Origin of the sequence: Microbacterium sp. MYb64 (assembly GCF_002979495.1) — a bacterium.
GTDB lineage: Bacteria > Actinomycetota > Actinomycetes > Actinomycetales > Microbacteriaceae > Microbacterium > Microbacterium azadirachtae_A.
The window spans coordinates 1-11201 of record NZ_PCOW01000025.1 but is presented as its reverse complement, the minus strand read 5'-3'; the positions used below and the strand labels follow the sequence as shown (position 1 = coordinate 11201).

Genomic DNA, 11201 nt, shown 5'->3' with positions numbered 1-11201 from the left:
GCGTTCGCCGCGGCGGGCCCTTCTCGCGCGCCGGATGTCAGTCCATCGTGCGCAGCAGGGCGATGACGCCTTCGAGGTGGGTGCGGGTGGCCGCCTCAGCGGCACCCGGATCCTGCGCGAGGACGGCATCGATGATCGCGGTGTGCTCCGGCGCCGAGGTCGCAGCACGGCCCGGCAGGAAGCCGAGGCGGAACTGGTGCCGCGCCGACTGCGCCTGCAGCCGCTCCAGCAGCAGCGTCGCCACCTCGTGGCCGCTCAGCGCACGCAGGAGCCGGTCCAGATCCTGGTTCAGGCGAGAGTATCCGAGCAGGTCCCCGGTCGACACGGCGGTCACGAGCGCGGCGCGAAGGGCGCGCAGCTCCTCCGAACCGTCCTCCGTGAGGTTCTCCGCGGCCTTGCGCGCGCACAGCGACTCCAGGCCGACGCGCACCTCGACGATCTCGATCGCCTCGCCGATGCTGATCGCGCGCACCCGCGCACCCCGATTGGGGAGCCGCTCGATCAGTCCCTCGCCCGCGAGGGTGAGCAGCGTCGTGCGCACCGACGCCCGGGTCGCACCGTACTGCGCGCTGATGTCCGCCTCGACGAGGCGCTGATGGGGCGCGAACTCCGCGTTCAGGATCGCGTCCCGCAGCTGCGCGGTCAGGTCGGGGCGCGCGCGGGCGTTCTGCTCGGCTACCGTCATGACTCCACGCTCCTGCCCGCGCCGCCCCCGCACAGGGCGACCCGCTTCGCCCCGAAGACTATCGTCCGGGGCGAAGCGGGTACGGGCAGGGGTCAGCGTGTTCCGATGTCCTTCCGCCGACGCCGGGCCGCCACCAGGAGGAGCAGGCCTGCGAGAATTCCGCCGCCGGCGAGGAGCGATACGAGCCACGGGTCCTCGGATCCCGTCGCCGCCAGCCGGCCGGACGCGACGGGGTCGCCGCCGGATCCGATCGAGCCGCCGGACGCGGGTGCGGGCGTCGGGCTCGTCGTCGGCGAGCCGCTCGGAGCGGGGCTCGGCGACGGGCTCGGGGTTCCTGGGCCGCCGGGCTCGGTCGGTTCGCCGGCTGCCTTGCGCGTGATCCGCCCCTCGATCACCGGAGCCACCGGGCTGCGCGCGACGATGTAGTCGCTGAGCATCTCGGTCACGCCGGGGTATTCCGCGAGAACCGTCCCCTCGAAGCCGCTCGCGACGCCGGTCGTCGTCACGACCGTGTAGTTCGTGTTCGGGTCCAACGGCTTCCCGGCCACCTGCACCCGATGCACCCTGGACGTCGTCCCGTCCGGATCCAGGACGACCGACAGCCCGCTCACCTGCGCGAAGGATCCGGAGGGCGTCGGGAAGCTCGCGTAGAGCGAATTCAGGAGCCGGAGCAGTTCCGCGCCGGTGAAGACCTTCTTCGTGACCGCGGTCGGAGCTCTGGACAGCGTGAGGACGTCTCCGCGAGTGATCGGCCCCGGCTGCATGCGTCCTCCGACGTATCCCGCGGGAAGGAGGGTGATCTCGGTGCCGGTGGCTGCGGTGATCGCGTCCGCGAACATGTTCCCCAGGGCGGTCTCCTGCGTGCGGACGATGTCGCGGGTGCCTTCGAGCAGCACGGAGGTGCTGCCGATCGGCGCGGCGAAGTACGCATCCGACACCGTACGGAAGGCCTCCACCGCAGCCTTGGTCTCGGGCTTCTCTGGAGCGTTCGCCATCTCGGCGCGCGATACGAGCCGTGCGGCCGCGCTCGTCACCTTCCCGTCCACGATGCCCAGGTCGACCACGCCCAGGTTGCGCCCGAACTCGCCCGTCTGCACGATCAGGGTGCCGTTCTGCAGGCGCCCCTGGGGCAGCGCGGTGTGACTGTGCCCGTCGATGAGCAGGTTCATGCCGGTGACCGCGTCGGCCACCTTCAGGCTCGTCATCGTGGGGTCCTGATCGCCCAGGTGCATGAGGCCGATCACGAGATCCACGCCCTGACCGGTGACCTCGTCGACGAGGGCCTGGGTCGTGGCGATCGCATCCCGGTAGCCGACGTCCTGGGAGCCCATCGTCGCCGAGGCGGGCGCGGAGATCCCGATCACCCCCGCCTTCATTCCGTTCGGCAGCGTGACGATCGCGTACCCGGGCAGCACCGGCTGTCCCGTCGCCGAGTAGACGATGTTGCCGGCCAGCATCGGATGGTCGAGGCGCGACGCGAGCTCCTGGAGATACGACGAGCCGTACGAGAACTCGTGGTTGCCCGCGGCCATCGCGTCGATCCCCAGCGTGTTCACGATCGGCACGATGCTCGCGCCGCGGTCGATCGCCGTGTACTTCGATCCGGAGAACGTGTCACCGGCGTCCAGGAACAGGGTGTTCGGATTGTCCGCCCTCAGCTGGTCGACGTAGCCGCCGATCCTGGCGTACCCGATCTCGGTCGCGGTCTCGAAGACGTTGCCGTGCACGTCGTTCAGATGCGCGATCGACACGGTGCCGGTGAATCCGGACGCCGCGTACGCGGGTGGTGCGAGCGCGCCGCCGGCCCCCAGACCGAGCAGGACGGTGAGTCCGATGACCAGGACTCCGTGGATTGTTCTTCTCATACGCTTCATCGCGTTCTCTTCCCCAAGGAACGGATCCTCCGCACTGAGGATCCGGGATGGTACGGACCGGGCCGCGGGATGCGGTCGGTCGCGGGTTCGCTCGAACGCCGTCAGCGCTCGAGCACGACGGCGAGTCCCTGCCCGACGCCGATGCAGATCGCCGCGACGGCGACGCCGCCGCCGCGGCGGGCGAGTTCATGCGCGGCGTGACCGATGATCCGCCCGCCCGACGCGCCCAGCGGGTGCCCGATCGCGAGCGCGCCGCCGTGCCTGTTGACCTTCTCCGGATCCAGCTCCGGCCACCCCTGCACGCAGGCCAGCGCCTGCGAGGCGAAGGCCTCGTTGAGCTCGACCACGTCGACGTCGGCCCAGGTGCGGCCCGCCCTGGCGAGCGCTTTGTTCGCGGCCTCGATGGGCGCGATCGGGAAGTCGTCTGGGTCGACCCCGTGCGCGGCCCGCGCGGCGATCCGGGCCAGGGGCTCGGCATCCAGGGCGCCTTCCGCGCCGATGAGCACGGCGGAGGCGCCGTCGTTGATGGGTGAGGAATTGCCCGCCGTCACCGAGCCGTCCGCGGCGAAGAGCGCCTTCAGCGCCGCGAGGCGCGGCATCGAGGCGTCGTCGCGGATGCCCTCGTCCCGGCTCAGCTCCGCGCCGGGGACCTGGACGACCTCGTCCGCGTAGACGCCTTCGGCCCATGCCTGTGCCGCGAGCCGATGCGAGCGCACGGCGAAGCCGTCCTGATCCTCGCGCGAGATGCCCCGCTCGCGGGCGATCTTCTCGGCGGAGGCGCCATTGGAGATCGTCCAGTGCGCGGGCAGCCCGGGGTTGACCATGCGCCAGCCGATCGCCGTGTTCCACAGCGTCTGGTTGCCGACGGCCGGCCACGCCTTCGCCGACTTCTCCATCACGAACGGCGCACGGCTCATCGACTCGACGCCGCCGGTGAGCACGATCTCGGCATCGCCGGCCTCGATGGCCCTCGAGCCCTGCACGACGGCCTCCACCGACGATGCGCAGAGACGGTTGACCGTCGTCCCGGTGACGGACGTCGGAAACCCCGCGAGCAGAGCCGACATGCGTGCCACGTTCCGGTTGTCCTCACCCGCCTGGTTCGCATCGCCGAGGATCACGTCGTCGATGCGGGCGGGGTCGAGCCCGGCACGCTCCACGATCGCCCGCAGCACGACGGCGGCCAGATCGTCCGGGCGCACGCCCGACAGCGCCCCGCCGGCGCGGCCGAACGGCGTGCGGACGGCGTCGTAGACGAAGGAGGCCGTCATCGCAGCACCAACCCGGTGATGTCGCTGAGCTCCGCGATCGTGGCGCCGAACGTCTCGCGGACGACGAGACCCTCCGCTGTCACGTCGAACACCGCGTGGTCGGTGTAGATCCGGGTCACGCAGCCGACACCTGTCAGCGGGTACGTGCACCGCGCGACGAGCTTCGACTCTCCGGAGCGCGTCAGCAGATCCGTCATCACGTACACCTGCTTGGCTCCGATCGCGAGATCCATCGCGCCGCCGACGGCGGGGATGGCGTCCTCCGCGCCGGTCGCCCAGTTCGCCAGGTCGCCGGTCTCGGAGACCTGGAAGGCGCCGAGCACGCACACGTCCAGATGGCCGCCTCGCATCATGCCGAACGAGTCCGCATGATGGAAGTACGCGGCGCCCGCCAGCGCCGTGACGGGCTGCTTGCCCGCGTTGATGAGGTCAGGGTCGATGTCTCCGTCGACCGGGGCCGGCCCCATGCCCAGCATCCCGTTCTCGGTGTGCAGCACGACCTCCCGCCCCTCGGGGAGGAAGTCGGCGACCAGGGTCGGCGCGCCGATCCCGAGGTTCACGTACGAGCCCTCAGGGATGTCGGACGCGATCCGCGCGGCCAGCTCCTCTCGGCTGATCCGGATCACGAGGCGGCCCGCCCTTCCCGATCGACCCCGCCGACGAAGACGCCGTCGTCCAGCCATGCCCGCTCACCCACGGACACCACCCGATCGACGAAGATCCCCGGCGTCACGACGCCCTCGGGATCGAGAGCCCCGAGTGGCACGATCTCGTCCACCTGGGCGATGGTCGTCGTCGCCGCCGCGGCCATCACCGGGCCGAAGTTGCGCGCGGTCCCTCGGTAGACGAGGTTGCCCCAGCGGTCGCCTTTCCGCGCCGAGACGAGGGCGTAGTCGGCCCGGATCGGGAACTCGAGCACGTATTCGCGGCCGTCGATCACCCGGTGCTCCCGCCCTTCGGCGAGCTGCGTCCCCACGCCCGTCGGCGAGTAGAACGCCCCGACTCCGGCGCCTGCCGCGCGTATGCGCTCCGCCAGATTGCCCTGCGGCACGAGTTCGAGCTCGATGCGCCCTGACCGGTACAGGTCGTCGAACACCCAGGAGTCGGACTGCCGCGGGAACGAGCACACGATCCGCCGCACCCGTCCGGCGGATAGCAGCGCCGCGAGCCCGGTGTCCCCGTTGCCCGCGTTGTTGTTCACGATCGTGAGGTCGCCCGCACCCTGCGCGATGAGGGCGTCGATCAGCTCGACCGGCTGCCCCGCGCGCCCGAAGCCGCCGATCATCACCGTCGCGCCGTCCGGGATGCCGCCGACGGCCGCGGCCGCGTCCGGAACCGTCTTGTCGATCACGGCGCCTCCTCCGCGAGAACCCCTGCCGCGATGCGGAAGGCGGTGTTGGCGGCCGGCACGCCCGCGTACACGGCCGACTGCAGGATGACCTCGCGGATCTCGGCGACGGTGAGGCCGTTGCGCCGTGCCGCGCGCACGTGCATCGCGAACTCCTCATCGTGCCCGAGGGCGATGAGGCTCGACAGCACGGCGATCGAACGCGACCGGTGATCGAGACCTGGGCGGGACCACACATCTCCCCACGCCACCCGCGTGATGAAGTCCTGGAAGTCGGAGGTGAATTCGGTCGTGCCCGCGATCGCCCGGTCGACATGCGCGTCCGAGAGCACTTCCCGTCGCACGGCCATGCCCTGCGCGCGGCGCTCCGCGTCGGTCGTTCCGGTCATCTCGGGGTCCTCTCGGGGGTCAGGAATCCGCTCAGCAGCCGGATCACCGCAGTCGGATCATCGACGGGCGCGAGGTGCGAGGCGGCAGGGATCCCGATCGCCTGGCCGTGGCGCACCCCGTCCGCGATCTCGCGTGCCGAAGCCTCGGGCGTCACGGCATCGTGCGCGCCCCAGACCGCCAGCACCGGAGCGTCGATCTCGCCGAGGCGGTCTCGCACGTCAAAGGCGGCGAGGGCCTCGCACGCCAGGGCGTAGCTCTCGTCGTCGGCGTTCTGCAGCGCGTGCAGGAGCAGGCCGGCGGGCTCGGGATGCTCCGCGATCGAGTCGGGCGCGAACCAGCGCTGTGCGGATCCGACGATGAGCGAGGAGGTCGACTGTGCGCGGACCTGGGCCGCCCGGTCGTGCCACCCCTGCGGCGTGCCGATCACGGCGCCGGAGCAGAGGATGGCGGCACGACCGACGCGCTGCGGGTGCCGCAGCAGGAGTTCGAGGCCGACGGCCCCGCCGAGCGAGACCCCCGCGTAGTCGAACCGCTCCCCGCCGATGGTGTCGGCGAGGGTGCGCACGAGGGCGTCGGCGAGGTCCGCTACCGCAAACGGCTCCCGCGCCGGCGCCGAGGCGCCATGGCCGGGCAGATCCCAGGTGATGACCCGATGGTCGAGAGCAAGGGCGGGCAGCACCGCCTCCCAGAGGATGCTCGTCGTTCCGAGTGACGGACCGAGGACGAGCAGCGGCGCCTGCTCCGGCCCGACAGCGGCGGACACCGCGACGTCGATCATCGGATGCCCTCATCCCGGGCGGCGCGGACGGCCTCATCGACGAGGGCGCCGGAGCGACCTGTGTACCGGGCTGGGTCGAGCAGGTCGTCGACATCCCACTCCGCGGCCTCCGGCAGCGCACGCAGCAGTTCGGCGAGCGGGGTGCCGGCGGCAGCCCGATCGATCACCTCCGCGAACCGGGCGGCGCCGATGCGGGGCTTCAACACGAGCGCGAGCCGTTCCGACACGATCATTCCGTCGCTCAGAGCGAGGTTCGCCCTCGCGCGCTCCGCGTCGAAGGTCAGGGCCGCGCAGAGGGCCCGCGTGCGGGCGGCCGCGCCGACCAGCAGCCGCAGCAGCTCCTGCAGCGCCGGCCATTCGGCGTGCCAGGCGCCGTCCGGGCGCTCGTCCCCGGCGAGACCCGCCGCATTGTGGAGCTGCCCGATCAGGGCCGGGACGCGCATCGCGGCCGACCGCACGAGCACGGCGTCGACCGGGTTTCGCTTCTGCGGCATCGTGCTGGACCCGCCGCCGTGCTGAACAGACGCCTCCGCGATCTCGGGGCGGGTGAGCGTCACGACATCGGTCGCGAGTGCGCCCATCGCGGCGATCGCCAGCCCGGCCGCATGAGCCAGGTCCAGGATCGGGTACCGGTCGGTGTGCCAGGGCGCGGGCGGCGCCGCGAGCGCGGTGGCCGCCGCGAAGGCGGACGGCAACTGCGCCGCGAGTTCGGATCCGAAGAGCTCGACGAACGACGCCTGGGTTCCCGCGGCCCCTCCGAGCTGCGCCGGCAGGGCCGCCGCAACATCCAGGAGCGTGCGGCGCGCCCGTACGAGCGCGCGCAATCGGCCGGCGATCCGCGCCCCGACCGTGATCGGGACGGCGTGCTGTCCGAGGGTGCGCGCGGCGGCCGGGTCGTCGCGGTGTGCGAGCGCGAGGGCGACGAGATCCGACGCCGCGACGGAGAGATCCTCGACCGCGGCGGCGATGCCGTCCTTGGCGACGAGCATGAGCGCGGTATCGAGGATGTCCTGACTCGTCGCGCCGCGATGGATCCAGCTCGCCGCCTCTGGATCGTCGGTACGGCGCCGCAGCGCCTCGACGACGGGCACGACCGGGTTGCCGGTCTCGAGGGCGGACGACGCGAGTGCGCGCACATCGGGGCGGAAGCCCGGCGCGACTTCTGCCGCAAGGGCGCGGGGCATGACGCCGAGCTCGGCGTACGCCGCCAGCAGCCCCCGTTCGGCCCGCACGAGTGCGGCGGCGACGTGCGCGTCGCCGCCGATCCCCGTCCCACCGTCCGGGCGAGCGCCGGCGCCGGAACCCGCGAGGACCGGATCCAGCAGGCCGAACACGTCCGCCCCGAGCGCACTGTCGATCTCGTCAGTAGGCAAGGAACACCGTCTCCTGATCACCCTGCAGCCGGATGTCGTGGCGCAGACTCCCGTCCGCCTCCCGGGTCGCGACGAGGGTCGCACGCTCGTCCGAGGACAGGGACGCCAGGAACGGATCGCCCTCGGCACCGGGCAGGTAGATGCGGGTGTGCAGTTTGTCGGGGAGACCCCGCGCGTACACGATCGCCGCGAAGAAGGGCGCGCCGGGGCCCGAGGGACCCGGCTCCCGGGTCCAGAACTCGTAGTGGCCGTCATCCGTCGTGAACGAGCGGCCGAAGCCGGTGAAGGTGTGGTCGTCGCGCCGGAACGCACCACGGGAGCGCGAGACCGTGCCGTCGGCATCGGCCCCCCAGATCTCCACCATCGCGTCGGGGATGGGGGCGCCGACCCCGTCGTAGACCGTGCCGGAGAGCACGATCGATCCGGGGCTGTGCGGGAAGGCGACCTCGTGCATCCGGTCGTACTCGGTGCCGTAGGCGAAGAACGGCCCGACGGTCTGTCCCGCCGTGGGCTCGAGAACGGGTTCGAGAGTCACTGGTCCTCCTCCTGCTCCGACCACGTCGCATCGGGTCCGTCCACGACGATGTCCCAGCGGTAGCCCATCGAGAACTCCGGCACCGTGGCGTCGTGGTCGTACGCCGCGATCATCCGCTCGCGGTCCGACGCGCGCCGGATCGAGTTGTAGATCGGGTCGAGCGCGAACAGCGGATCCCCCGGGAAGTACATCTGGGTGACGATGCGCTGGGTGAAGGCGCGGCCGAACACCGAGAAGTGGATGTGCGCCGGGCGCCAGGCGTTCACGTGGTTCTTCCACGGATACGGTCCGGGCTTGATGGTCGTGAAGAGGTATTCGCCCGCGTCGTTCGTGATCGCGCGGCCCGCCCCCGTGAAGTTCGGGTCGAGGGGCGCCGGATGCTGGTCGCGCTGGTGGATGTAGCGCCCCGCGGAGTTCGCCTGCCAGACCTCGATCAGTTGGTTCGCGAGCGGCCGTCCCCACGAGTCCAGGAGCCGCCCCCGGACGGTGATGCGCTCGCCGAGCGGCTCTCCGATGTGCTGCAGGGTCAGATCGGACTCGATCGCGGCGACGTCGCGCTGGCCGAATGCGGGCGAGAGCAGTTCGATCGTCTCCGGATCGACGAGCTTCGGGTTCTTCGTCGGGTGCCGGAGGACGCTCGATCGGTACGGCGGGAAGTCGTGCATCGTGCGCGGCAGGATCTCCCCCTCCGCCTCGCGCCGCGCGTACTCGGCGTGCGCGGCCTCGATCTCGGCGGTGATCTCCCCCTGCGTGACCTGGTCGGGCGCGGCGAGCAGCGACTCCGGTGCCGCGGCGGTGTCGTACATCGTCGTCTCCTTCGACCGTTCGGGAACAGCAGAATCGTGCGTCGTGACCGCGCCGCGTGGCCATGGAATCCCACCCAATGGGAATCCTCTCGGGACAGTGGCATCCTGGGTCCATGGCGAACTCCCCCTCCGGCGACTCGGTGACCGACCGCCTCCTGCGCGTGCTCGAGGCCTTCACCCCGACCCGCACCGTGCAGACGGCCGCCGAGATCGGGCGCAGGGCCGGTCTCCCGCCCTCCACGGCTCACCGTGTGGTGGGCGAGCTCGTCGCGGCGGGCCTCCTGGAGCGCGACGAGGACCGGCGGATCCGCATCGGCATGCGGCTGTGGGAGCTCGCGACCCGCTCCTCGCACGCCCTGCGGCTGCGCCAGGCGGCGATGCCGTCGATGGAGCGCGTGCAGAGCCGCCTCCGCGAGCACACGCAGCTCGCGATCCTGGAGCAGGACGAGGCGCTCTTCCTGGAGCGCCTGTCCGGCCCGGAATCCGGCGCGAACGTCACGCGGATCGCGGGGCGGCTGCCACTGCACGCCTCGTCCTCCGGCCTCGTACTCCTGGCCTTCGGCACGCGCGATCTGCAGGAGCGGATCCTCGCGGGGCCCCTCGCCCCCGTCACGAGGGAGACCATCACGGAGGCGGGGGCGCTGCGCCGTGCACTCGCCGACATCCGGCGCCTCGGGCACGTCGTCGCCCCCGGGTACATCGAGGACGTCTCGACCGGCGTCGCCGTGCCGATCCGCGACGAGACCGGCGCCGTGATCGCCGCGCTCTCCGCCGTGCTCCCCCGCGACGCGCAGACCGACATCGCGCTCTATGAGCTGCACGCCGCGGCGCGCGACATCGAGCGGTCGCTCGGCTTCCGTCGCTGAAGCCAGAATCCCGTTCAACGGGAACTATCGAGCGCACGTCGTGGTGCATCCGGGAGGCTATCGCCGTCGAAGGAGACCCCATGACCACCACAGTCCGCACCCGAGTCGCCATCGTCGGCGCGGGCCCTGCCGGCCTGCTGCTCTCGCATCTGCTCGCCGCCGCCGGGATCGGATCCATCGTGATCGACCGCCGTGAACGCGACGAGATCGAGCGCACCGTCCGCGCCGGCATCCTCGAGCAGGGCACGGTGGATCTCCTCGTCTCCTCCGGTGCGTCGACCAGGGTGCTGACGGACGGCCACCGCCACGACGGGATCGAGCTGCACTATGACGGCGCCGGCCACCGCTTCGACTTCCCCGCCCTCACCGGCCGCAGCGTCTGGCTGTACCCGCAGCACGAGGTGCTGCGGGATCTCATCGCGGCGCGCCTCGCGGACGGACAGGACCTCCGTTTCGGCGTCACCGCGACGGCGGTGCGCGGCGCGGCGTCGTCGCGACCCACCGTCGTCGCGGTGGACGCGGACGGCGCCGAACTCGAGATCGAGGCGGAGGTGGTCGTGGGTGCCGACGGATCGCATGGCGTCGTCCGGAAGACGGTGAGCCCGACCGGCGGGCACTTCCGCGAGTATCCGTTCGCGTGGTTCGGGATCCTGTGCGAGGCGCCGCCCAGCAACGATGTCCTCGTCTACAGCAGCGCGGACGCCGGGTTCGCCCTCATCAGCCAGCGCAGCGAGAGCGTCCAGCGGATGTACTTCCAGTGCGAGCCCGGCACCGACCCTGGCGCGATGAGCGACGCGCAGATCTGGGCAGAGCTGCGCAGGCGCACCCCTGGCATGCGGCTGAACGAGGGGCCGATCATCCGACGCGACGTGCTGCGGTTCCGGAGCTTCGTCGCGCATGAGCTGCGGCACGGGCGGGCGGTCCTCGTCGGCGACGCCGCGCACACCGTGCCTCCGACCGGCGCGAAGGGCATGAACCTCGCAGTCGCGGACGTCGTGCTGCTGGACCGGGCGATCCGCGCGCTCCTGCTCGACGGCGATGAGGGCCCGCTCGACCGATTCCCCGAGGTTGCGGCCCGCCGCATCTGGAAGGCCCAGCACTTCTCCTCGTGGATGACGAACCTGCTGCACACGGCGCCCGACGCCAACGACTTCGACCGGCGGCGCCGCCAGGGCGAGCTGCACATGCTCACCGGCTCCGAGTCCGGTCGCCGCTATCTGGCCGAGGCCTACACCGGCTGGCCCTTCGACACCGCCCTCTGATCCCCCTTCCCTC

The 11201-nt window shown here is 71.6% G+C and carries 12 protein-coding genes; 2 read left to right on the top strand and 10 right to left on the bottom strand.

Annotated elements, in window-relative coordinates; genetic code table 11:
- Window positions 1–37: 37 nt before the first annotated feature.
- From CQ044_RS17070 to pcaH, 10 genes are all read right to left on the bottom strand, one after another.
- On the bottom strand, window positions 38–685 hold the full coding sequence (locus CQ044_RS17070; protein ID WP_105689582.1) for a GntR family transcriptional regulator: 648 nt from the start codon (window positions 683–685) through the stop codon (window positions 38–40).
- Between the two features lie 92 nt (window positions 686–777).
- On the bottom strand, window positions 778–2550 hold the full coding sequence (locus CQ044_RS17065) for a bifunctional UDP-sugar hydrolase/5'-nucleotidase (RefSeq protein ID WP_181158362.1): 1773 nt from the start codon (window positions 2548–2550) through the stop codon (window positions 778–780).
- 110 nt (window positions 2551–2660) lie between these two features.
- Window positions 2661–3830, bottom strand: a complete 1170-nt coding sequence (locus CQ044_RS17060; RefSeq protein ID WP_105689580.1) for a thiolase family protein — start codon at window positions 3828–3830, stop codon at window positions 2661–2663.
- Window positions 3827–4456 carry a 3-oxoacid CoA-transferase subunit B gene (locus CQ044_RS17055; RefSeq protein ID WP_374954870.1) on the bottom strand — a complete coding sequence of 210 codons (630 nt, stop codon included), beginning with the start codon at window positions 4454–4456 and terminating at the stop codon, window positions 3827–3829. The genes CQ044_RS17060 and CQ044_RS17055 overlap by 4 nt, the downstream gene beginning before the upstream one ends.
- Complete coding sequence (locus tag CQ044_RS17050; protein WP_105689578.1) at window positions 4453–5181, bottom strand: 3-oxoacid CoA-transferase subunit A; 729 nt, start codon at window positions 5179–5181, stop codon at window positions 4453–4455. Before CQ044_RS17050 ends, CQ044_RS17055 begins: the two co-directional genes overlap by 4 nt.
- Window positions 5178–5567, bottom strand: coding sequence for a 4-carboxymuconolactone decarboxylase (gene pcaC, locus CQ044_RS17045; protein ID WP_105689577.1), 390 nt, complete (start codon window positions 5565–5567; stop codon window positions 5178–5180). Before pcaC ends, CQ044_RS17050 begins: the two co-directional genes overlap by 4 nt.
- Window positions 5564–6346 (bottom strand): alpha/beta fold hydrolase, encoded by a 783-nt coding sequence (locus CQ044_RS17040; RefSeq protein WP_105689576.1) that lies wholly within the window; start codon window positions 6344–6346, stop codon window positions 5564–5566. The genes pcaC and CQ044_RS17040 overlap by 4 nt, the downstream gene beginning before the upstream one ends.
- Complete coding sequence (locus CQ044_RS17035) at window positions 6343–7719, bottom strand: lyase family protein (RefSeq protein ID WP_105689575.1); 1377 nt, start codon at window positions 7717–7719, stop codon at window positions 6343–6345. Before CQ044_RS17035 ends, CQ044_RS17040 begins: the two co-directional genes overlap by 4 nt.
- Window positions 7709–8254 (bottom strand): protocatechuate 3,4-dioxygenase subunit alpha, encoded by a 546-nt coding sequence (gene pcaG / locus CQ044_RS17030; protein WP_105689574.1) that lies wholly within the window; start codon window positions 8252–8254, stop codon window positions 7709–7711. Before pcaG ends, CQ044_RS17035 begins: the two co-directional genes overlap by 11 nt.
- Window positions 8251–9060, bottom strand: a complete 810-nt coding sequence (gene pcaH / locus CQ044_RS17025) for a protocatechuate 3,4-dioxygenase subunit beta (RefSeq protein WP_105689573.1) — start codon at window positions 9058–9060, stop codon at window positions 8251–8253. The genes pcaG and pcaH overlap by 4 nt, the downstream gene beginning before the upstream one ends.
- 113 nt (window positions 9061–9173) lie before the next feature.
- Here pcaH and CQ044_RS17020 point away from each other — a divergent pair, with 113 nt between their 5' ends.
- Window positions 9174–9926: an IclR family transcriptional regulator gene (locus CQ044_RS17020; RefSeq protein ID WP_105689572.1), complete on the top strand. Its 753-nt coding sequence runs from the start codon at window positions 9174–9176 to the stop codon at window positions 9924–9926.
- A gap of 80 nt (window positions 9927–10006) precedes the next feature.
- On the top strand, window positions 10007–11188 hold the full coding sequence (locus CQ044_RS17015; protein WP_105689571.1) for a 4-hydroxybenzoate 3-monooxygenase: 1182 nt from the start codon (window positions 10007–10009) through the stop codon (window positions 11186–11188).
- The last annotated feature ends 13 nt before the right edge of the window (window positions 11189–11201 follow it).